Below are 19,791 nucleotides of genomic sequence, written 5' to 3' on the forward strand. Positions count from 1 at the left end.
GGCGCCCAGCGGGCGCCGCTTTCTTTCACCAGCAAGGAACCGCTGATGACCCTGCATATCCGCATCTGGGACCTGCCCACCCGCGTCTTCCACTGGAGTCTGGCGCTGTCCGTCGCCGCCGCCCTCGCCACCGGCTGGGTCGGCGGCAACTGGATGGTCTGGCACGGCCGCCTGGGCCTGCTCATCGCCGGCCTGCTGGCCTTCCGCCTGGCCTGGGGCGTGCTCGGCTCCACCTACGTGCGCTTCGGCCAGGTGCTGCACCTGCCGCAGAGCCTGCCGGCCTACCTGCGCGGCGAGTGGCACGGCGGCGGCCACAACCCGCTGGGCTGGCTGTCGGTGCTGGCCATGCTCGCCGCCCTCGGCTTCCAGGTCGCCAGCGGCCTGGTGGCCAACGACGACATCGCCTTCACCGGCCCGCTGTACCGCCTGGTCGACAGCGCCACCAGCAGCAGGCTGACCGGCCTGCACCGCCAGGGCCTGTGGCTGGTGGTCGCGCTGATCGTCCTGCATCTGGCGGCGCTGCTGTTCTACCGCCTGGTGCGCGGCGAGAACCTGGTCGAGGCCATGCTCCACGGCAAGCGCCGGGTGCCGGCCGCGCGGCCGGTCAAGCCGGCCAGCGGCGGCAGCCTGCCGGCGCTGGTGGTCGCCCTGGCCTTCGCCGGCGGCGCGATCTGGGCTGCCAACGGCAGCTGGATTCCGACGCCTCCGCCGCCACCGGCGCAGAGCACTCCGGCCTGGTAACGAAAAGGGCGACCCGCGGGTCGCCCTTTTCATGTCAGCCGTGCGTCGGTCATTCGTCCATGCGGAACTTGTCGTGGCAGCCCTTGCAGCTCTTGCCCACCTCGCCGAAAGCCTGGGCGATGGCAGCCTTGTCGCCGCCGGCGGCGACCTTGGCCAGGTTGTTGGCGGCCTGGTTGAAGGCGATGGCCACCTTGGCGACCTCCTCCTTCTGGGTGAAGAACTCCGGCTTGACGCGGGTCTTCTGCGCGCCCACCGACTGCTCGGTGCCCGGACCGTACAGCGCACCCATGCCCGAGTTGGCGATGCCGGCGATGGCGTTGGCGGCGGCGGCGACCTGCGCCTGGTCGTAGGGCACCGAGCCCTCGACGACCTGCGCCTTGATCTTGCCCATGTTCCACGACATGAAGCTGTAGCCGGCCTTGCGGAACTCGATCTGGTCTTCCGGGCTGACCTGGGCCACGGCCAGGCTGGCGGTCCCCGCCAGCAGCAGACCGGCGGTGCAGGCCATCAGTTTGTTCATCATCGGTGTTCTCCCTTTCCTTGCAGCATGATCACGAAGAGCCGGCCCCGGGCCGGCAGAGGCTCTAGAGTAGCCGCTGCGGGGGCAACAGGCAGCCCCGCCGGGTTCACACCCGGCGACTTTCGTACCAGCGATACAGGCCCATGCCCGCCAGCATGGCGATGACGAACGGCAGGATGGCGGCGTTGCCGCTGCCCAGCACCACCACCGCCGGCCCCGGGCAGATGCCGGCGATGCCCCAGCCGATGCCGAAGATCAGGCTGCCGATCACCAGCTGGCGGTCCGGCTCGCGCTTGCTCGGCAACTGCATCGGGCAGCCGGTCAGCGACTGCTGGCGGCGGCGCGCCAGGGTGAAGGGGATCAGCGCGGCAGCGATGCCGCCGCCCATGACGAAGGCCAGCGACGGATCCCAGCTGCCGGCCAGGTCGAGGAAGGCCAGCACCTTGGCCGGACTGGCCATGCCGGCCAGCAGCAGGCCGAGGCCGAACAGCAGGCCGGCGAGGAAGGCGGTCAGACGGTTCATGCTCAGGCTCCGATCAGGTGGCGGACGACGAAGACGGTGGCGAAGCCGGTGCCCATGAAGCACAGGGTGGCGATCAGCGAGCGCGGCGACAGCCGCGACAGCCCGCAGATGCCGTGGCCACTGGTGCAGCCGGAGCCCAGCCGCGCGCCGAAGCCGACCAGCAGGCCGGCCAGCAGCAGACCCGGCACGCCGGCCTGCATCTCGATGGCCGGCAGCGCGGCGAACGCCTGCCACAGCCAGGGGGCGAGCAGCAGGCCGGCGACGAACAGCAGGCTGTCCAGCCGGCCGCTGGCCTTCGGGTTGAGCAGGCTGCCGAGCAGGCCGCTGATCCCGGCGATGCGGCCGTTGGCCAGCACGAACAGGCCGGTCGCCAGGCCGAGCAGGATGCCGCCGGCGAGGGCGCTCCAGGGGGTGAAGTGGGCCCAGTCGATGGTCATTGTCGTTCCTCCGAGCAGAACTGCAGGTACAGGGTGTGGATCAGCGCCAGGGCGGCGGGACTGGCGATGCGGTAGTGGATCTGCTTGCCGTCGCGGCGGGTGGCCACCAGCCCCTCGCGGCGCAGCACGCCGAGCTGCTGCGACAGGGTCGGCTGGACGATGCCCAGCGCATCCTGCAGCTCGCCGACATTGCGCTCGCCTTCGGCCAGCTGGCACAGCAGCAGCAGGCGATCCGGGTTGGCCAGCACCTTGAGCAGCTGGCTGGCGGCATCGGCATTGGCGCGCAGGCGGGCGAAATCGGTCGCGGCGAGGGGCATGGCGGCTCCATACAGTTAGCCGAAAAACAATATATATCAATATAAACTGTAAAGCAAACCGTCCGCCCGCCTACTACCTTCGGCTGAAAAACCCATCATTTCGGCCAAAGTCGACTTGCAATTTTCGTCTCAACTCACTCCAAAACAGTTGAACGACAACCGCCACCCCGGCACAATCCGGCGCCATATAGCCCCGCCAGAGGTCCGCGCAGCGCGCGTCGACCCCTCTAGCCAGCGGATCTGGCGTCCTGCGGGAGCAACGAACAACAACAATTTCGCTTGCCAATGGAGAGATTTGCTCATGCAAATCGGTATACCGCTCGAAACCCACGCCGGGGAAACCCGCGTGGCCGCCACGCCGGAAACGGTCAAGAAACTCGTCGCCCAGGGCCACCAGGTCGTCGTCCAGTCGGGAGCCGGCGTTGCCGCCAGCGTCCCGGACGACGCCTATGTCGCCGCCGGCGCGCGCATCGGCTCGGCCGCCGAGGCCCTCGGCGCCGGCCTGGTGCTCAAGGTCGCCGCGCCCGACGCCGACGAGCTGCAACTGATGCAGCCCGGCGCCGTGCTGGTCGGCATGCTCAACCCGTTCGACAACGCCAACCTGGCGCGCATGACCGAGCGCGGCATCACCGCCTTCGCCCTCGAGGCGGCGCCGCGCACCTCGCGCGCGCAGAGCCTCGACGTGCTGTCGTCGCAGGCCAACATCGCCGGCTACAAGGCGGTGATGCTCGCCGCCAACCACTACCCGCGCTTCATGCCGATGCTGATGACCGCCGCCGGCACGGTGAAGGCCGCCCGCGTGCTGGTGCTCGGCGCCGGCGTCGCCGGCCTGCAGGCGATCGCCACCGCCAAGCGCCTCGGCGCGGTGATCGAGGCCTCGGACGTGCGGCCGGCGGTGAAGGAGCAGATCGAGTCCCTCGGCGCCAAGTTCGTCGACGTGCCGTTCGAGACCGACGAGGAGCGCGAATGCGCCCAGGGCGTCGGCGGCTACGCGCGGCCGATGCCCAAATCCTGGATGGAGCGCCAGGCCAGGGCGGTGCACGAGAAGGCCAAACAGGCCGACATCGTCATCACCACCGCGCTGATCCCCGGCCGTCCGGCGCCGATCCTGCTGCACGAGGACACCGTGGCGGCGATGAAGCCCGGCTCGGTGGTCATCGACCTGGCCGCGGCGCAGGGCGGCAACTGCCCGCTGACCGTCGCCGACCAGGTGGTGATGCGCCACGGCGTGACCATCGTCGGCCACAGCAACCTGCCGGCGCTGGTGCCGGCCGACGCCTCGGCCCTGTACGCGCGCAACCTGCTGGACTTCCTCAAGCTGGTCATCGACGGCGAAGGCAAGTTCCAGCTCAACCGCGAAGACGACATCGTCGCCGCCTGCCTGATGTGCGAGGGCGGCCAGCTGGTCCGTCGCAACGCCGCCTGATTGCTCCCCAGATTACAAGGACAACAACCATGGACCCGATCTCCGACGGTCTCTACAACCTGATCATCTTCGTGCTGGCGATCTACGTCGGCTACCACGTGGTATGGAACGTCACTCCCGCGCTGCACACCCCGCTGATGGCGGTGACCAACGCCATCTCCGCCATCGTCATCGTCGGCGCCATGCTGGCCGCCGCGCTGACCGAAACCGGCCTGGGCAAGACCATGGGCACCCTGGCCGTGGCGCTGGCCGCGGTCAACGTGTTCGGTGGCTTCCTGGTCACCCGGCGCATGCTGGAAATGTTCAAGAAGAAAGACAAGCCGGCCAAGGCGGAGGCGCACTGAGATGAGCATGAACCTGATCACCGCCCTCTACCTCGTGGCGTCCGTGTGCTTCATCCAGGCGCTCAAGGGCCTCTCGCACCCGACCAGCTCGCGCCGGGGCAACCTGTTCGGCATGGTCGGCATGGCCATCGCCGTGCTCACCACCGTCGGCCTGATCTACAAGCTCGGCGCGCAGATGGGCGAAGGCGCCGGCATCGGCTACGTGGTCCTCGGCCTGCTGCTCGGCGGCACCGCCGGCACCATCATGGCCAAGCGCGTCGAGATGACCAAGATGCCCGAGCTGGTCGCCTTCATGCACAGCATGATCGGCCTGGCCGCGGTGTTCATCGCCGTGGCCGCCGTGGTCGAGCCGCAGTCGCTGGGCATAGTCGCTGCGCTAGGCGACGCCATCCCGGCCGGCAACCGCCTGGAGCTGTTCCTCGGCGCGGCCATCGGCGCCATCACCTTCTCCGGTTCAGTGATCGCCTTCGGCAAGCTGTCCGGCAAGTACAAGTTCCGCCTGTTCCAGGGCGCCCCGGTGACCTTCGCCGGCCAGCACTGGCTGAACCTGGCCATGGGCCTCGCCATCCTCGGTCTGGGCCTGGCCTTCACCTTCAGCGGTGACCTGACCGCCTTCGCCGTGCTGGTGGCGCTGGCCTTCGTGATCGGCGTGCTGATCATCATCCCGATCGGCGGCGCCGACATGCCGGTGGTGGTGTCGATGCTCAACAGCTACTCGGGCTGGGCGGCGGCCGGCATCGGCTTCTCGCTGAACAACTCGATGCTGATCGTCGCCGGTTCGCTGGTCGGTTCGAGCGGCGCGATCCTCTCCTACATCATGTGCAAGGCGATGAACCGCTCGTTCTTCAACGTGATCCTCGGCGGCTTCGGCGCCGAAGCCGGCGCTGCCGTGGCCGGCTCCCAGGAGCAGCGCCCGGTGAAGAGCGGCTCGGCCGACGATGCCGCGTTCCTGCTGGGCAACGCCGACAGCGTGATCATCGTCCCCGGCTACGGCCTGGCGGTGGCCCGTGCCCAGCACGCGCTGATGGAGCTGACCGAGAAGCTGACCCACCGCGGCGTGACCGTGAAGTACGCGATCCACCCGGTCGCCGGGCGGATGCCGGGGCACATGAACGTGCTGCTGGCCGAGGCCGAGGTGCCCTACGAGCAGGTGCACGAAATGGAGGACATCAACCCCGAGTTCGGCCAGGCCGACGTGGTGCTGGTGCTCGGCGCCAACGACGTGGTCAACCCGGCGGCGAAGACCGATCCGAAGTCGCCGATCGCCGGCATGCCGATCCTCGACGCGTACAAGGCGCGCACCGTGATCGTCAACAAGCGCTCGATGGCCAGCGGCTACGCCGGTCTCGACAACGAGCTGTTCTACATGGACAAGACCATGATGGTGTTCGGCGACGCCAAGAAGGTGGTCGAGGACATGGTCAAGGCCGTCGAGTAACCCGACGAAATGCACGGTGAAACAACCACTTCCGCCACGCGGAAGTGGTTGTTTCTGCGGCAAAAGGTCGCGATGCCTTGCAAAAACCGTCCAGCGCATTACGACCTTAGTATTAAAGGCGTGACGATAGCGAATCCTTAGACTCGGCGCACTGTGTTCGCCATAGGCCGTATCCAAAGGAACCGCTCAATGTCCCTGTACCCTGATCGTATTCGCCTGCAGTCCCTGACCGACAAAATCACCACCGCCGAAGAAGCGGCCAAGCTGGTCAAGAACGGCAACACCGTCGGCATGAGCGGCTTCACCCGCGCCGGCGAAGCCAAGAAGCTGCCGATCGCCATGGCCGAGCGCGCCCGCCACGAAGAGCTGAAGATCACCCTGATCACCGGCGCCAGCCTGGGCAACGACATGGACAAGCTGATGGCCGAATCCGGTCTGCTGGCCCGCCGCATGCCGTTCCAGTCCGACGCCGGCCTGCGCAAGGCGATCAACAAGGGCGAGGTGATGTTCATCGACCAGCACCTGTCCGACACCGCCGAGCAGCTGCGTGCCGGCAGCCTGCCGAAGGTCGACGTGGCCATCATCGAGGCCTGCGCCATCACCGAGAACGGCGGCATCGTGCCGACCACCTCGGTGGGCAACTCCGCCAGCTTCACCGAAGCCGACGTGGTGATCGTCGAGCTGAACCTGGCCCACCCGGCCGCCCTGGAAGGCCTGCACGACATCTACCTGCCGGCCAAGCGCCCGGAGCGCGGCCCGATCCCGCTGGTCAACGGCCAGGATCGCATCGGCACCCCGTACATCCCCTGCGACCCGGCGAAGATCGCCGCCATCGTCATCACCGACCAGGAAGACTCCTACTCCAGCGTCCTGCCGTCCGACGACGAGACCCAGGCCATCGCCGACCACCTGATCGCCTTCTTCGAGAAGGAAGTCGAGCGCGGCAACCTGAGCCCCAGCCTGCTGCCGCTGCAGGCCGGCGTCGGCACCATCGCCAACGCCGTGATGAGCGGTCTGCTGAAGTCCAACTTCAGCGGCCTGACCATGTACTCCGAGGTGCTGCAGGACTCCACCTTCGAGCTGTTCGACGCCGGCAAGCTGGTCGCCGCCTCCGGCTGCTCCTTCACCCTGTCCGAGAAGATGTGCCACCACGTGCTGGCCAACCTCGACAAGTACAAGGACAAGCTGGTGCTGCGCCCGCAGGAAATCTCCAACCATCCGGAGATCGTCCGTCGCATCGGCATCATCGGCATCAACACCGCGCTGGAGTTCGACATCTACGGCAACGTCAACTCCACCCACGTCAACGGCACCCACATGATGAACGGCCTCGGCGGCTCGGGCGACTTCACCCGCAACGCCCACCTGGCCATCTTCGTCACCAAGTCCATCGCCAAGGGCGGCGCCATCTCCTCCGCCGTGCCGATGATCCCGCACGTCGACCACAACGAGCACGACGTCGACATCATCGTCACCGAGCAGGGCCTGGCCGACCTGCGCGGCCTGGCCCCGCGCGAGCGCGCCCAGGTGATCATCGACAACTGCGTGCACCCGGACTTCCGCCCGGCCATGCAGGACTACTTCGACCGCGCCTGCGCCACCGTCGGCGGCCAGACCCCGCACATCCTCGCCGAGGCCTTCTCCTGGCACATCAACATGCAGCAGACCGGCCACATGCTGCGCCAGCCGGGTCACTGCGGCCTGCTCTGATCGCCTGATCGGCTGACCGCCGCATAACTGCGCCGCCTTCGGGCGGCGCAGTCGTTTCCGGGCCGCGACCCGCCACGCAGATGCCACGCCGGTCGCAGCGCGGCAGCGCGCGGCTGGCATGCGGCCCTGCGAATCAATACAGTACGCGCCTCGTCCAGAACCACCGGAGTACCCCCGATGCGAAGCACCCTGCTCGCCGCCACCCTCGTCCTGCTCGCCGCCGGCAGCGCCCAGGCCCAGACCCTGGTCGCCACCAGCAACATCCTGGTGCGCGCCCTCGAACGCAGCCTCGACTTCACCTCCGACACCACCACCTCGGTGCGCGACATGAAGGTGGTGCAGGCCGCCCGCGACGACGCCGCCAGCTTCGTCGCCAGCGAAGGCGCGATCCGCGGCGCCCGCCTGGAGGCCGCCCTGCAACTGCTGCGCGCGCGCGTGCCCGAGGCCCAGGCAGCCAGCGACGCCGAACTGGCTCAGGCCCTGCTCGCCCTGTGAGGAGCTGGCGGGCGCTGCTGGGCGGCCTCGTCCTGCTGCTGGGCTGCCTGGCGCCGCCCGCCCACGCCGCCGCACCGGCCGGCCTGCGCCTCGAACTGCAGGGCGCCGGCCTGTCCGCCGCCGAGCGCCAGGCCAGCCAGGCGCTGCTCGACGAGGCGCTGGCCGCCCTGCCGCCGCGCCTGCGCCAGCAGCTCGACCGCCGCGTCGCGGTGCGCTGGAGCGACGCGCTGCCGGCCGCGGCGTACGGCCGCCTGAGCCGCCTCGACGCCTTCGAGCTCAACGCCCGCCTGCTGCCGGCGCTGGCCGACGGCAGCGCCGCGCGCACGGCGACCGGCCGCCCGCACGGCACCCTGCGCCGCGAACTGCTGGCCACCCTGCTCCACGAGCTGACCCACCTCTACGACCGCGCGCGCGCCTGGCCGGCCGACGAGGTGCGGCTGATCCGCCGCTGCCGGCAGCAGGCGGCGAGCGAGGGCGCGGTCGGCCTGCCGGGCGAGTGCCGCGGGCAGAGCGAGCGACGCTTCACCCTCTCCGACGACCCGCACCTGCTCGACCTGGCCGGCTGGGCGCAGCGCGTCGGCCGCCGCGGCGCGCGCGAGGCCGACAACCCGCAGGAGCTGCGCAGCCCCGACGCCTACGAGCTGAGCAACCCGCGCGAGTTCGTCGCGGTGAACATGGAGTACTTCCTCCTCGACCCGCAGTACGCCTGCCGGCGACCGGGTCTGTACCGCCACCTGCGCAGCCACTTCGCCTGGGCGCCGCCGGCAGCCGACTGCGCCGGCGAGCTGGCCTACCTCAACGCCGGCAGCGACTTCGCCCGCCAGCCGCTGGCACGCCTCGACCCCGAGCGCATCTACGCGGTCGACTACCTGTTCGCCGAGGCCAACGACAACTGGGTCAGCCGCTGGGGCCACAGCATGCTGCGCCTGGTGGTATGCGCCCCCGGCCGGCCGCGCGGCCCGGACTGCCGGCTCGACCTCGACCGGCACCTGGTGCTGTCGTTCCGCGCCTTCGTCGGCGACGTGCAGCTGTCCAGCTGGGACGGCCTGACCGGCGCCTATCCCTCGCGGCTGTTCGTCCTGCCGCTCGGCCAGGTGATCGACGAATACACCAAGACCGAACTGCGCAGCCTCGCCTCGCTGCCGCTCGGGCTGACCCGCGTGCAGATCCGCACGCTGGCCGAGCGCGCCGCCGAGCTGCACTGGAGCCACGACGGCGACTACTGGTTCCTCAGCAACAACTGCGCGGTGGAGACCCTCAAGCTGCTCAGGAGCGGCAGCGCCGACCCGCGCCTGACCGACCTCGACAGCATCACGCCGAGCGGCCTGCTCGAACTGCTCGAGGCGCGCGGTCTGCTTGAGCGCAGCGTGCTCGCCGATCCGCGCGAGGCGCTGCGCCTGGGCTACCGCTTCGACTCCTTCCGCGAGCGCTACCAGGCGATGTTCGCCGTCGCCCGCGCGCGCCTGGCCCTGCCGCAGGCCACGGTGGAGGACTGGCTGGCGCTGCCGGCCGGCGAGCGCCGCCGCCACTTCGCCGGCGCCGACCTGCGCGCCAGCGCCGCCCTGCTGCTGCTCGAACAGGCCGCGCGGCGCCGCCAGCTGCAGCTGGCCCAGGACGACCTCAAGCAGGCCTACCTCGGCCGCCGCGCCCGCGGGCAGAGCAACGCCGCCGCCGACCGCACCCTCGAGCGGCTGCTGGCCGGCAGCGGCTTCCTCAGCCGCCCGGCCGAGCTGCTCGACGGCGGCTACGGCCTGCCGCAGCCCGGCGAGTGGCAGCGCCTGGAGCAGGAAAGCGGGGCGCGCCAGGCCGAGCTGCGCCAGCTCAGCGACCGGCTCGACGCGCAGCTGCTGGCCCTGCTCGGCAGCGAGCGGCGCCGCGAACTGGACGACGGCGAGGCCAACGTGCGCCAGATCGGCGCGCAGCTGCGCGCGCTGCACAGGGCCGGCGGCGGCCTGCAGCTGCCCTGACGGCGGCGTTTGCCGCTAGACTGCCGACTCCTCCCGTCGGACCTGCGGCGTGCGCCGCCCTGCAACGGAGCTGCCATGTCGCCCCTGCTGCTCGCCCTCTGGCCGCTGTTCGCCCTGATCGTCGCCGGCCACCTGCTGCGCCGTGCCGACTTCCCCGGCGAGGCCTTCTGGCCCGGCGCCGAGCGCCTCAACTACTTCGTGCTGTTCCCCGCCCTGCTGCTCGGCAGCCTGGCCCGCGCGCCGCTGGACAACCCGGCGCTGCCGCGCCTGGCGCTGGCGGTGCTGCTCGGCCTGGCCGCCGGCTGGCTCGGCCTGCTCGCCCTGCGCCGCTGGCGCGGCTGGCCGGCGGCGCGCTTCGGAGCCATCGTCCAGGGCACACTGCGCTTCAACACCTACCTGGGCCTGGCCACGGTGGGCAGCCTGTACGGCGCGGAAGGACTGACCCTGGCGGCGCTGATGCTGGCGCTGATGGTGCCGGCGGTGAACGTGCTGTCGGTGTGGGCGCTGAGCGCCGAGCGCGGCGTCAGCGCGCGCAGCCTGCTGCTGCCGATCACCCGGAACCCGCTGATCCTCGCCTGTCTGGGCGGCGCCCTGCTCAACCTGGGCGGCATCGGCCTGCCCGGCGGCACGGAGCGCCTGCTCGGCCTGCTCGCCGCCGCCAGCCTGCCGCTCGGCCTGCTCTGCGTCGGCGCCGCGCTGCGCCCGCAGGAGCTGCGCGGCGAGGCGCCGGCGCTGCTCGGCAACTGCGCCGCGCGCCTGCTGCTGATGCCGCTGCTGGCCTTCGCCGTGGCGCAGCTGCTGGCCCTGCCGGCGCTGGAGAGCAGCCTGCTGGTGCTGTTCTTCGCCCTGCCCACCGCGCCCACCGCCTACACGCTGACCCGCCAGCTCGGCGGCGACGGCCACCTGATGGCCGGCATCATCACCCTGCAGACCCTGCTCGCCGCCGTCAGCCTGCCGCTGCTGCTGGCGACGCTGGCCTGACCGGAGCTTCGCCATGCACCTGCATCCCTGGTCCCACCTCAGCTCGGCCGGCTTCACCCTGCGCGGCTGGCACAGCGAGCCCTCGGGCAAGCCGCTGCTGCACTTCCTGCACGGCAACGGCTTCTGCTGCCGCGCCTACGAGCCGCTGCTGGCCCTGCTGGCGCGCGACTTCGACCTCTGGCTGTGCGACGCCCAAGGCCACGGCGACAGCGACCACGGCGGACGCTTCCACGGCTGGAACCGCAGCGCCGAGCTGGCGGTGGAAGCCTTGCGCGCCGGCCTCGGCCGCTTCGGCGCGGTGCCGCGCCTGGCCTGCGGGCACAGCTTCGGCGGCGTGCTGAGCGGCCTGATCCTCGCCGGCGAGCCGGCGCTGTTCCAGCGCGCGGTGCTGCTCGACCCGGTGCTGTTTCCGCCGGCGATGATCGGGGTGATGGCGCTGTCCGAGCTGCTCGGCCTGCACGAGCGCCGCGCGCTGGTGCGCCAGGCGCGCGGCCGCCGCGAGCGCTGGCCGGACCGCGCCGCGGCCCGGGCGGGCCTGCATGGCCGGGGGATCTTCCGCGGCTGGAGCGACGCGGCGCTGCACGCCTACGTCGAGCACGCACTGCGCAGCGTCGAGGGCGGGGTGGCGCTCAAGTGCCGGCCGAGCCGCGAGGCGGAGATCTTCGCCTCCTACCCGCGCGGCCTGTGGCGCGCGCTGGCCAGGGTGAGCACGCCGACCCTGGTGCTGCAGGGTGCGGATACCTACCCCTTCGTCGCCCAGGGCGTGGCGCGCTGGTGCGCGCTCAACCACCGGGTCAGCGCGCAGCGGGTGGCCGGCGGCCACTGCTTCATGCAGGAGGATGCGCAGGAGACGGCGCAGCGGGTGCGCGCCTTCCTGCTGGCGAGCGCCGACTGAGCGGCGGACTCAGCGCTGGCGGCGGCGCCAGTCGTCGAGGTTGACCACCCGCTCGGCGTCGTGGTCGTCGTCGGTCGCCGGCTCGCGGAAGGGGTGCGGCGCCAGCTCGATCTGCGCCGGGGTGCGACCGAGCAGCAGCAGCCGTCCCGGGTGGCGCTGCTCGCCGGTGACGGTGAACTCGAAGGCGTACTCGCGGGCCAGGCGCAGGCGGCCGCTGCGGTCGCGCAGCAGGCGCAGGCGGCGGAACGCCACGTTGTCGTCGAGCAGCAGCACGTCCTCGCGCAGGCAGGCCTGGCGCACCAGGCGCAGGGCGTGCTCGTGAACGCCGTGGGCGTGCCACAGCCAGGCACAGACGCCGCCCACCAGCAGCAGCACCGCCAGTTCGCCGAGCGTCAGCATGCGCGCCTCCGGGCGGACTGCGGGCGAAGCGGGTGGCGGTGCGGCATGGACGACCCTCAGTCGTGGTTCATCAGCGCCTTGTAGCGCTCTTCCAGCTCGCGGCGGATCGCGCGGCGCTGTTCGGCCTGGGCGAAGCGGCGCTTCTGCTCGGCGGTCTGCGGATTGAGCGGCGGCACCGGCACGGTCTTGCCGTGACCGTCGACCGCCACCATGGTGAAGAAGCAGCTGTTGGTGTGGCGCACCGTCTGGTTGCGGATGTCCTCGGTGACCACCTTGATGCCGATTTCCATCGAGGTGCTGCCGGTGTAGTTGACCGAGGCGAGGAAGGTGACCAGCTCGCCGACGTGGATCGGCTGGCGGAAGATCACCTGGTCCACCGACAGGGTCACCACGTAGCGACCGGCGTAGCGGCTGGCGCAGGCATAGGCGACTTCGTCGAGGTATTTGAGCAGCGTGCCGCCGTGCACGTTGCCGGAGAAGTTGGCCTTGTCCGGAGTCATCAGGACGGTCATGGTCAGCTGCGAATTGCCGGATTGCATGGGTGTTCCAGGCTCTATTACGGGTGAAGAGGACGCTACTTTAGTCGAATGCACCCCTTCTGTGTGGAGCAATTTCGCCCTGCGCCGAAACCCGCCGAACCCGCACGCGGCGCGGCTTTGCGCAGCTCCGAACGGTCGCGCGGCGATCCGCCGGTCATCGTGCCGCGACCTGCGGCGAAATGTCGCGTTCGACGCATTTTGCCAGGTACGAGGGGCGACCATGGTCGACGATCGCCCCGACTGACGGCAAGGACATTTTCCGTCGGCGCAACAATCCTGCACCGACGCCTCAGGCGTGGCCCAGGTACCAGCGCCAGTCCTGCTCGCCGACCTCGCCCATGAACTGGCGGTATTCCTCCTGCTTGATCGCCAGGTAGACGCGATGGAAGTCCTCGCCGAGCGCCTCGCGCGCCCAGGCCGAGCGCTCCAGGCTGCGCAGGGCGGTCAGCCAGTCGGTGGGCAGGGTCTCGCGCGCCTGCTCGTAGCCGTTGCCCTCGATCGGCGCGCCGGGGTCGAGCCCTTCGCGCAGGCCGCGGTGGATGCCGGCCAGCAGCAGCGCGGCGGCCAGATACGGGTTGGCGTCGGCGCCGCAGATGCGGTGCTCGACGTGGCGGCTGGCCGCCGGCCCGCCCGGCACGCGCAGCGACACGGTGCGGTTGTTCACCCCCCAGCTCCTGGCCAGCGGCGCGTAGCTGTTGGCCTGGAAGCGGCGGAACGAGTTGGCGTTGGGGCAGAACACCGCCAGGCCGTCCTCGAGAGTGTCCAGCAGGCCGCCGATGGCCTGGCGCAGCAGCGGCGTTCCCGTCGGATCCTCGCTGGCGAACAGGTTGTTGCCGTCTTCGTCGGCCAGGCTGACGTGCATGTGCAGGCCGCTGCCGGCCAGCTCGCCGAACGGCTTGGCCATGAAGCAGGCCTGGAAGCCGTGCTTGTGGGCCACGCCCCTGACCAGGCGCTTGTAGCGCACCGCCTCGTCCATCGCCTGCAGGGCGTCCGCGCGGTGCTCGAGGGTGATCTCCACCTGCCCCGGGGCGTACTCGGAGATCGCCGTGCGCGCCGGCAGGCCCTGGGCGGCGCAGGCGGCGTAGAGGTCGTCGAGGAACGACGCCAGTTGCTCCAGCTCGAGCACGCCGTAGACCTGCGGCGCCTGCGGGCGCACGCCATTGGCCTGGCGCGCCGGCTGCGGGCGGCCGGCGGCGTCGCGGGCCTGGTCGAGCAGGTAGAACTCCAGCTCGGCGGCCATCACCGGGTGGTAGCCGTCGGCCTGGAGCCGGGCGATCTGCCGCGCCAGCACGTGGCGCGGGTCGGCGACGCTGGCCGGGCGGCCCTGCTCGGGGTGCATGGACACCTGCACCTGGGCGGTCGGCTGGGCGCGCCAGGTCTGCAGCCTGAGGCTGCCGGGCAGCGGCCAGGCCCAGCAGTCGGCGTCGGCGACCTCCCAGACCAGGCCGGTGGCGTCGACATCCTCGCCGCGGATGGTCAGGCCGAGGATGCTGCTCGGCAGCGGCCGGCCGTTCTGGTAGATGGCGCGCAGCTCCTCGCGGCGCAGCAGCTTGCCGCGCGGCACGCCGCAGGGGTCGATGATGAACAGCTCGATGGCGTTGACGTCGGGGTGGGCGGCGAGGAAGGCGTCGGCTTCCGCGAGTTCGGCGAAGCGCATGGGGGAGTCCTTGTATGGCGGCGGTGCGTAGGGTGCGCCGTGCGCACCCGGGGCGTGGCGGTGCGCGCGGCGCACCCTACGGGCGGCCATGGGCCGCGCCGGAGGTCAGCCGCGCCCGGGCGCGATGCCGGAAGGATACAGGGCCACGGCTCAGGACTCCCGCGCGCCGGGCATGGCCAGCAGCTCGCTCAGCCCCTCGTCGAGGGTGGCGAGCAGCCGGTCGACGTCGCCGGCGGTGGTCTCCGGGCAGCACAGGGTCATGTTGTGGAACGGGGTGATCAGGATGCCGCGGTTGATCAGGTACAGGTGCAGGGCCATCTGCAGGCTGTCGTGGAACGCCGCCTCGGCCTCGGCGCCGGTCTGCGGCGGTGCGGCGCAGAACTGGAACTCGCAGCGCGCGCCCAGCCCGGTCACCGACCAGGGCAGCCGGTGCCGTTCGATCAGCCCACGGAAGCCCTCGGCCAGGCGCGCCGCCAGCCAGAGCATGTGCTCGTAGGCCGCCGGGGTCATCACCTGCTCCAGGTTGGCGCGCATGCAGTGCATGGCCAGGGCGTTGGCCGACAGGGTGGTGCCCATGCCGCTGTGGCCGTGGCCGTGGCTCAGCTCGCTGGCGTGCTGGCGGGCCAGCTGCATCGCCCGGGCCATCTCCGCGCTGCAGCCGTACACCGAGCAGGGCACCCCGCCGGCCACCGGCTTGCCGAGGGTGAGGAAGTCCGGCTCGAGGCTCCAGGCGCGGGTGCAGCCGCCGGGACCGGTGGAGATGGTGTGGGTCTCGTCGACGATCAGCAGGGTGCCGGCCTGGCGGGTCAGCTCGCGCAGGCGCGCCATGAAGCCCGGCTGCGGCAGCACCATGCCGATGTTGGTCAGCGCCGGCTCGCACAGCACCGCGGCGACGTCGCCGGGGGCCAGCGCCGCTTCCAGCGCGGCGAGATCGTTGAACGGCACCACGCGGCTGTGCTGGGTCAGGTTGCGCGCCTGGCCGATCAGCCCCGGACGGTGCACGGTGTGGCCGCCCTTGGCGCGCACCATGGCCTCGTCGACGGTGCCGTGATAGCAGCCGTCGAACACCAGGATCACCTTGCGCCCGGTGATCGCCCGCGCCCAGCGCAGCACGAAGCGGTTGGCGTCGGTGGCGGTGGTCGCCACCTGCCAGTAGGGCAGGCCGAAGCGCTCGGCGAGCAGCTCGCCGCAGACCACCGCATCCTCGCCGGGCAGCATGGTGGTCAGGCCGTTGCCGGCCTGCTCGGCCAGCGCCGCGGCGACCGGCGCCGGCGAGTGGCCGAACATGCTGCCGGTGTCGCCCAGGCAGAAGTCGAGGTACTCGTGGCCGTCGACGTCGAAGAAGCGCGCGCCGCGGGCGCGCTCGACGAACAGCGGCACCGGCGTCGACCAGTCGCTCATCCAGTGCATCGGCACGCCGCCGAACAGCGAGTGGCGCGCACGCGCGGCGAGCGCCACGGATTGGGGATTGCGCTCGAGGAAGCGCTGGCGCTCGCGGGCGCTGAGGGCTTCCACCGCGTGTTCGGCGATTCCGCTGGAATTCATCTTGAACACCTCGTTGCTTATTTCGCACATGGTTGGCGGGCCGGTCGGGAAAAGTCAATGCGGGGCAAAAACGTGCGACAACGCGCGTCGGCCACCACCGCAATACCCATCGGCCAACTATACTTGCCCCCCGTGGCGCCCGCCGCGCCGTTCCTCCCCCTGCTTGCGAAGTCCTCCGCCATGCGCCCGAAATTCCGCACCCTCATTCTCGGTCTGCTGCTCTCATTCACCGGCCTCGCCCAGCCCCTGCTCGCCGCCGAGCCGGGCCGGGCGGTACGCGACCCGGCCCGCCTGGAGCTGGCCTCCAGCAGCGCCATGGTGGTCGACCTGAGCACCGACCAGGTCCTGTTCGCCAGCCACCCGGATGCGGTGGTACCGATCGCCTCGATCAGCAAGCTGATGACCGCCATCGTCACCCTGGATGCCCGCCAGCCCCTCGACGAGGTGATTCCGGTGGCCATCCACGACACCCGCGAGCTGCGCGGCGTGTACTCGCGGGTGCGGGTCAACAGCCGGATCAGCCGCAAGGAGATGCTGCGCCTGGCGCTGATGTCCTCGGAGAACCGTGCCGCCGCGGCCCTGGCGCACAACTACCCGGGCGGCCACGCGCGCTTCGTCGCGGCGATGAACGCCAAGGCCCGGGCGCTGGGCATGAGCCGCACCCATTTTGTCGAGCCCACCGGCCTGTCCGAGCGCAACGTCTCCACCGCCCGCGACCTGGTACGCCTGCTCAAGGCCGCGCGGCAGTACGCGCTGATCCGCGAGCTGAGCACCACCCCCAACCGCGACGCGCACTTCCAGAAGCCGAACTACGCGCAGAGCTTCTTCAACACCAACCCGCTGGTGCGCAACCCGGCCTGGAACATCGAGGTGACCAAGACCGGCTTCATCAACGAGGCCGGCCACTGCCTGGCGATGCTCGCCCACGTGGGGCAGCGTCCGGTGGCCATGGTGCTGCTCGGTACCTTCGGCAAGCGCTCCCACATCGGCGACGCCAGCCGCGTGCGCCAGTGGCTGGAGACCGGCAAGAGCACGCCGGTCCCGGCGGCGGCGCGCTCCTACAAGCAGCAGCGCATCCAGCAGCTGCGCCTGGCCGGGCAGAGCTAGAGGTCGGCCTCCTCGACCAGCCGCACGCCCTCGGCGTCGAGGGCGTAGGCGGCGTCGGCCAGCTGGTTGCCGACCTTCTCGATGCGCAGGGTGCCGCTGACCCACAGCGGCGCGTAGATGTCGTCCAGCGCCATCCCCTCGGGGTAGCGCACCAGCACGATCTGGTTCGGCGGCGGCGGCGGCACGTGGATGCAGGCGCCGGGATAGGGCACCAGGAAGAAGGTGTGGAAGCGGCCGTCGGCATCGCTCTCCAGCGGCACCGGATAGCCGCCGAGGCGCACCTCGCGGCCGTCGAAGGCCGCCACGGTGCGCGTCGAGTACATCACCGCCGGCAGATCGGCCTGCTGCCTGAGGCCGCCCTGGCCGTAGAACGGGCTGTCGCCCTCGGCGCCCTGGTGGTCGATCTCCGGCATCGCCTCCAGCGCCGCCAGGTCCTCGGGCGGCAGCAGCTCCAGCCAGTCGGTTTCCGGCGGCTCGGCCGCGTGGCTCAGGGTGGCGATCAGGGTCAGGCAGAGGGCGGACAGCAGGCGCATGCGGGTCTCGCGGCGCCGCACGGGCGCCTCAGGATTTCTTCAGATAGCCGAACACTACCAGCAAGATGACCGCGCCCACCACCGCGCCGGCGAAGCCGGCCGCCTGGCCGGCGCGGTAGATGCCCAGCGCCTGGCCGCCGTAGGTGGCGATGACCGAGCCACCGATGCCGAGCAGGATGGTCATGACCCAGCCCATCGGCTGGTGCCCGGGCTTGAGAAAGCGCGCGACCACACCGACCAGCAGGCCGATGAGGATGGTGCCGAGGATGCCCATGGCAGAGTCTCCGCAGGGAGTGAAGTTGCCTTCAGCCTAGCCTGCGCGAGCGCTCGTTGCCGGAATCGTGGAAGTGTAGGGTGGGTTAGCCGCACAGCGGCGTAACCCACCAAGGATGCCGCCAGGCATCCCGCTTGCCGGCCTGGCGGCCGGTTGGTGGGTTACGGCCTGCGGCCTGACCCACCCTACGCAGGACGAAGGCCTCAGCCCTCGATCAGCGCCTCGACGTCCTTGATGCGCGCGTCGAGGGTGGCGCGGTCGGCACAGCGCAGGGTGGCGTGGCCGACCTTGCGCCCGGCCTTGAAGGCCTTGCCGTAGTGGTGCAGATGGCAGTCGGCGACGGCCACCACCTGGTCCACCGGCGGCACTTCGCCGATGAAATTGAGCATGGCGCTCTCGCCGACCTTGGCGGTCGAGCCCAGCGGCAGGCCGGCGACGGCGCGCAGGTGGTTCTCGAACTGGCTGCACTCGGCGCCTTCGATGGTCCAGTGCCCGGAGTTGTGCACGCGCGGGGCGATCTCGTTGGCCTTGAGGCCGCCGTCGACCTCGAAGAACTCGAAGGCCAGCACGCCGACGTAGTCGAGCTTCTCCAGCACGCGGCCGACGTAGTCCTCGGCCAGCGCCTGCAGCGGGTGCGCGCTGCTGGCCACCGACAGGCGCAGGATGCCGTCGACGTGGGTGTTGTGCACCAGCGGGTAGAAGCGTGTCTCGCCGTCGCGGCCGCGCACCGCCACCAGCGACACCTCGCCGGTGAAGGGCACGAAGCCCTCGAGGATGCACGGCACGCTGCCCAGCTCGGCGAAGGCGCCGGCGACGTCGGCCGGCGAACGCAGGACCTTCTGGCCCTTGCCGTCGTAGCCCAGGGTGCGGGTCTTGAGCACCGCCGGCAGGCCGATGGCGGCCGCCGCGGCGTCCAGGTCGGCCTGCGACTGGATGTCGGCGAACTCCGGGGTGGGGATGCCGAGGTCCTTGAACATCGACTTCTCGAACCAGCGGTCGCGGGCGATGCGCAGGGACTCGGCGCTCGGGTACACCGGCACGAAGTGGGCGAGGAAGGCCACCGTCTCGGCCGGCACGCTCTCGAACTCGAAGGTCACCAGGTCGACCTCGTCGGCGAGGCGGCGCAGGTGATCCTTGTCGTCGTAGTCGGCGCGCAGGTGCTCGCCGAGGGCGGCGGCGCAGGCGTCCGGCGCCGGGTCGAGGAAGGCAAAGTTCATCCCCAGCGGGGTACCCGCCAGAGCCAGCATGCGGCCCAGCTGGCCGCCACCGATTACGCCGATCTTCATGGGTGCTTGCCTCAGATTTCGCGGGGGTCCGGGTTTTCCAGTACCGACTCGGTCTGCTGGGCGCGGAAGGCCTTGAGCGCCTCGTGGAACTGCGGGTGCTTGCCGCCGAGGATGCTGGCGGCGAGCAGCGCGGCGTTGACCGCGCCGGCCTTGCCGATGGCCAAGGTGGCGACCGGCACGCCGCCGGGCATCTGCACGATGGACAGCAGCGAGTCGACGCCGGACAGCATCGACGACTGCACCGGCACGCCGAGCACCGGCAGGTGGGTCTTGGCCGCGCACATGCCCGGCAGGTGGGCGGCACCGCCGGCACCGGCGATGATCACTTCCAGGCCGCGGCCTTCGGCTTGTTCGGCATACTGGAACAGCAGGTCCGGTGTGCGGTGGGCGGACACCACCCTCACCTCGTGGGGGATGCCCAGCTTGTCCAGCATGTCGACGGTGTGGCTGAGGGTGCTCCAGTCGGATTTGGAGCCCATGATCACGCCTACCAGTGCGCTCATCGTCGTGCCTCTAGTTCTGCGCCAGCCTGGCGCGACAAAAACCAACAAGCCACGCCGGGCAACCGCGCGTGGCTTGTCTGCGAATGACAAATGCGGGCCGGACAGCGTGCTCGGCCAAAGAAAGCTGCGGAGTATATCGCAAAGGTTCTGTTGA

At 70.7% G+C, this 19,791-nt stretch carries 22 protein-coding genes; 10 read left to right on the top strand and 12 right to left on the bottom strand.

The window, feature by feature from the left end; genetic code table 11:
* Window positions 1–45: 45 nt before the first annotated feature.
* The gene (locus SK095_RS14030; RefSeq protein WP_320546622.1) at window positions 46–741 is read left to right on the top strand and encodes a cytochrome b/b6 domain-containing protein; all 696 of its coding nucleotides are present in this window, start codon (window positions 46–48) and stop codon (window positions 739–741) included.
* A 49-nt stretch (window positions 742–790) separates the two neighbouring features.
* Here the strand turns inward: SK095_RS14030 and SK095_RS14035 are convergent, their stop codons facing one another.
* The 4 genes from SK095_RS14035 to SK095_RS14050 form a co-directional block, all read right to left on the bottom strand.
* Window positions 791–1,261 (bottom strand): c-type cytochrome, encoded by a 471-nt coding sequence (locus tag SK095_RS14035; RefSeq protein WP_136490340.1) that lies wholly within the window; start codon window positions 1,259–1,261, stop codon window positions 791–793.
* Between the two features lie 106 nt (window positions 1,262–1,367).
* The gene (locus tag SK095_RS14040; RefSeq protein WP_320546623.1) at window positions 1,368–1,784 is read right to left on the bottom strand and encodes a YeeE/YedE family protein; all 417 of its coding nucleotides are present in this window, start codon (window positions 1,782–1,784) and stop codon (window positions 1,368–1,370) included.
* A 2-nt stretch (window positions 1,785–1,786) separates the two neighbouring features.
* Window positions 1,787–2,221 (bottom strand): YeeE/YedE family protein, encoded by a 435-nt coding sequence (locus SK095_RS14045; protein ID WP_320546624.1) that lies wholly within the window; start codon window positions 2,219–2,221, stop codon window positions 1,787–1,789.
* Window positions 2,218–2,538, bottom strand: coding sequence for an ArsR/SmtB family transcription factor (locus tag SK095_RS14050; protein ID WP_201485527.1), 321 nt, complete (start codon window positions 2,536–2,538; stop codon window positions 2,218–2,220). The genes SK095_RS14045 and SK095_RS14050 overlap by 4 nt, the downstream gene beginning before the upstream one ends.
* A 301-nt stretch (window positions 2,539–2,839) precedes the next feature.
* Here SK095_RS14050 and SK095_RS14055 point away from each other — a divergent pair, with 301 nt between their 5' ends.
* The 8 genes from SK095_RS14055 (at window position 2,840) to SK095_RS14090 (ending at window position 11,794) form a co-directional block, all read left to right on the top strand.
* On the top strand, window positions 2,840–3,964 hold the full coding sequence (locus SK095_RS14055; protein WP_320546625.1) for a Re/Si-specific NAD(P)(+) transhydrogenase subunit alpha: 1,125 nt from the start codon (window positions 2,840–2,842) through the stop codon (window positions 3,962–3,964).
* Between the two features lie 29 nt (window positions 3,965–3,993).
* Window positions 3,994–4,308, top strand: a complete 315-nt coding sequence (locus SK095_RS14060; protein WP_041506114.1) for an NAD(P) transhydrogenase subunit alpha — start codon at window positions 3,994–3,996, stop codon at window positions 4,306–4,308.
* Between the two features lies 1 nt (window position 4,309).
* A complete protein-coding gene (locus SK095_RS14065; protein ID WP_320546626.1) occupies window positions 4,310–5,746 on the top strand; it encodes an NAD(P)(+) transhydrogenase (Re/Si-specific) subunit beta in 1,437 nt (478 codons plus the stop codon).
* A 195-nt stretch (window positions 5,747–5,941) separates the two neighbouring features.
* Complete coding sequence (locus tag SK095_RS14070; protein WP_136488437.1) at window positions 5,942–7,456, top strand: acetyl-CoA hydrolase/transferase family protein; 1,515 nt, start codon at window positions 5,942–5,944, stop codon at window positions 7,454–7,456.
* Window positions 7,457–7,633: 177 nt separating this feature from the next.
* Complete coding sequence (locus SK095_RS14075) at window positions 7,634–7,951, top strand: DUF2388 domain-containing protein (protein ID WP_320546627.1); 318 nt, start codon at window positions 7,634–7,636, stop codon at window positions 7,949–7,951.
* A 14-nt stretch (window positions 7,952–7,965) separates the two neighbouring features.
* The gene (locus SK095_RS14080; protein ID WP_414153891.1) at window positions 7,966–9,918 is read left to right on the top strand and encodes a DUF4105 domain-containing protein; all 1,953 of its coding nucleotides are present in this window, start codon (window positions 7,966–7,968) and stop codon (window positions 9,916–9,918) included.
* Between the two features lie 75 nt (window positions 9,919–9,993).
* Window positions 9,994–10,899 carry an AEC family transporter gene (locus tag SK095_RS14085; RefSeq protein WP_201485523.1) on the top strand — a complete coding sequence of 302 codons (906 nt, stop codon included), beginning with the start codon at window positions 9,994–9,996 and terminating at the stop codon, window positions 10,897–10,899.
* Between the two features lie 13 nt (window positions 10,900–10,912).
* A complete protein-coding gene (locus SK095_RS14090; protein ID WP_201485522.1) occupies window positions 10,913–11,794 on the top strand; it encodes an alpha/beta fold hydrolase in 882 nt (293 codons plus the stop codon).
* Window positions 11,795–11,803: 9 nt separating this feature from the next.
* Here SK095_RS14090 and SK095_RS14095 read toward each other — a convergent pair whose 3' ends face one another.
* The 4 genes from SK095_RS14095 to SK095_RS14110 all read right to left on the bottom strand — a co-directional run bounded on the left by SK095_RS14095 (window position 11,804) and on the right by SK095_RS14110 (window position 15,934).
* Window positions 11,804–12,193 (bottom strand): DUF3301 domain-containing protein, encoded by a 390-nt coding sequence (locus SK095_RS14095; RefSeq protein ID WP_136490632.1) that lies wholly within the window; start codon window positions 12,191–12,193, stop codon window positions 11,804–11,806.
* 56 nt (window positions 12,194–12,249) lie between these two features.
* Complete coding sequence (locus tag SK095_RS14100) at window positions 12,250–12,732, bottom strand: acyl-CoA thioesterase (protein WP_136490633.1); 483 nt, start codon at window positions 12,730–12,732, stop codon at window positions 12,250–12,252.
* Window positions 12,733–13,021: 289 nt separating this feature from the next.
* Complete coding sequence (locus SK095_RS14105; RefSeq protein WP_320546628.1) at window positions 13,022–14,389, bottom strand: glutamine synthetase family protein; 1,368 nt, start codon at window positions 14,387–14,389, stop codon at window positions 13,022–13,024.
* Window positions 14,390–14,539: 150 nt separating this feature from the next.
* Window positions 14,540–15,934, bottom strand: a complete 1,395-nt coding sequence (locus SK095_RS14110) for an aspartate aminotransferase family protein (protein WP_320546629.1) — start codon at window positions 15,932–15,934, stop codon at window positions 14,540–14,542.
* Between the two features lie 180 nt (window positions 15,935–16,114).
* On the opposite strand from SK095_RS14110, the gene pbpG reads away from it, so the two are divergent.
* On the top strand, window positions 16,115–17,041 hold the full coding sequence (pbpG, locus tag SK095_RS14115) for a D-alanyl-D-alanine endopeptidase (RefSeq protein ID WP_136490636.1): 927 nt from the start codon (window positions 16,115–16,117) through the stop codon (window positions 17,039–17,041).
* On the opposite strand, the gene SK095_RS14120 is transcribed toward pbpG, so the two are convergent.
* The 4 genes from SK095_RS14120 to purE form a co-directional block, all read right to left on the bottom strand.
* On the bottom strand, window positions 17,038–17,574 hold the full coding sequence (locus SK095_RS14120; protein WP_201485518.1) for a DUF3299 domain-containing protein: 537 nt from the start codon (window positions 17,572–17,574) through the stop codon (window positions 17,038–17,040). The two genes, pbpG and SK095_RS14120, sit on opposite strands and share 4 nt — an antisense overlap.
* A 28-nt stretch (window positions 17,575–17,602) precedes the next feature.
* Window positions 17,603–17,848: a GlsB/YeaQ/YmgE family stress response membrane protein gene (locus SK095_RS14125; protein WP_320546630.1), complete on the bottom strand. Its 246-nt coding sequence runs from the start codon at window positions 17,846–17,848 to the stop codon at window positions 17,603–17,605.
* Between the two features lie 203 nt (window positions 17,849–18,051).
* Window positions 18,052–19,134, bottom strand: a complete 1,083-nt coding sequence (locus tag SK095_RS14130) for a 5-(carboxyamino)imidazole ribonucleotide synthase (protein WP_320546631.1) — start codon at window positions 19,132–19,134, stop codon at window positions 18,052–18,054.
* An 11-nt stretch (window positions 19,135–19,145) separates the two neighbouring features.
* On the bottom strand, window positions 19,146–19,637 hold the full coding sequence (gene purE / locus SK095_RS14135) for a 5-(carboxyamino)imidazole ribonucleotide mutase (RefSeq protein WP_320546632.1): 492 nt from the start codon (window positions 19,635–19,637) through the stop codon (window positions 19,146–19,148).
* Window positions 19,638–19,791: the final 154 nt, after the last annotated feature.

The organism is Pseudomonas sp. AN-1, from assembly GCF_034057115.1.
Lineage (GTDB): Bacteria > Pseudomonadota > Gammaproteobacteria > Pseudomonadales > Pseudomonadaceae > Geopseudomonas.

Bases quoted from the DNA above. Each gene is read 5' to 3' on its own strand.
- SK095_RS14030 (WP_320546622.1), top strand. From the start codon at position 46: ATGACCCTGCATATCCGCATCTGGGACCTGCCCACCCGCGTCTTCCAC.
- SK095_RS14035 (WP_136490340.1), bottom strand. From the start codon at position 1,261: ATGAACAAACTGATGGCCTGCACCGCCGGTCTGCTGCTGGCGGGGACC.
- SK095_RS14040 (WP_320546623.1), bottom strand. From the start codon at position 1,784: ATGAACCGTCTGACCGCCTTCCTCGCCGGCCTGCTGTTCGGCCTCGGC.
- SK095_RS14045 (WP_320546624.1), bottom strand. From the start codon at position 2,221: ATGACCATCGACTGGGCCCACTTCACCCCCTGGAGCGCCCTCGCCGGC.
- SK095_RS14050 (WP_201485527.1), bottom strand. From the start codon at position 2,538: ATGCCCCTCGCCGCGACCGATTTCGCCCGCCTGCGCGCCAATGCCGAT.
- SK095_RS14055 (WP_320546625.1), top strand. From the start codon at position 2,840: ATGCAAATCGGTATACCGCTCGAAACCCACGCCGGGGAAACCCGCGTG.
- SK095_RS14060 (WP_041506114.1), top strand. From the start codon at position 3,994: ATGGACCCGATCTCCGACGGTCTCTACAACCTGATCATCTTCGTGCTG.
- SK095_RS14065 (WP_320546626.1), top strand. From the start codon at position 4,310: ATGAGCATGAACCTGATCACCGCCCTCTACCTCGTGGCGTCCGTGTGC.
- SK095_RS14075 (WP_320546627.1), top strand. From the start codon at position 7,634: ATGCGAAGCACCCTGCTCGCCGCCACCCTCGTCCTGCTCGCCGCCGGC.
- SK095_RS14085 (WP_201485523.1), top strand. From the start codon at position 9,994: ATGTCGCCCCTGCTGCTCGCCCTCTGGCCGCTGTTCGCCCTGATCGTC.
- SK095_RS14090 (WP_201485522.1), top strand. From the start codon at position 10,913: ATGCACCTGCATCCCTGGTCCCACCTCAGCTCGGCCGGCTTCACCCTG.
- SK095_RS14095 (WP_136490632.1), bottom strand. From the start codon at position 12,193: ATGCTGACGCTCGGCGAACTGGCGGTGCTGCTGCTGGTGGGCGGCGTC.
- SK095_RS14100 (WP_136490633.1), bottom strand. From the start codon at position 12,732: ATGCAATCCGGCAATTCGCAGCTGACCATGACCGTCCTGATGACTCCG.
- SK095_RS14105 (WP_320546628.1), bottom strand. From the start codon at position 14,389: ATGCGCTTCGCCGAACTCGCGGAAGCCGACGCCTTCCTCGCCGCCCAC.
- SK095_RS14110 (WP_320546629.1), bottom strand. From the start codon at position 15,934: ATGAATTCCAGCGGAATCGCCGAACACGCGGTGGAAGCCCTCAGCGCC.
- pbpG (WP_136490636.1), top strand. From the start codon at position 16,115: ATGCGCCCGAAATTCCGCACCCTCATTCTCGGTCTGCTGCTCTCATTC.
- SK095_RS14120 (WP_201485518.1), bottom strand. From the start codon at position 17,574: ATGCGCCTGCTGTCCGCCCTCTGCCTGACCCTGATCGCCACCCTGAGC.
- SK095_RS14125 (WP_320546630.1), bottom strand. From the start codon at position 17,848: ATGGGCATCCTCGGCACCATCCTCATCGGCCTGCTGGTCGGTGTGGTC.
- SK095_RS14130 (WP_320546631.1), bottom strand. From the start codon at position 19,134: ATGAAGATCGGCGTAATCGGTGGCGGCCAGCTGGGCCGCATGCTGGCT.
- purE (WP_320546632.1), bottom strand. From the start codon at position 19,637: ATGAGCGCACTGGTAGGCGTGATCATGGGCTCCAAATCCGACTGGAGC.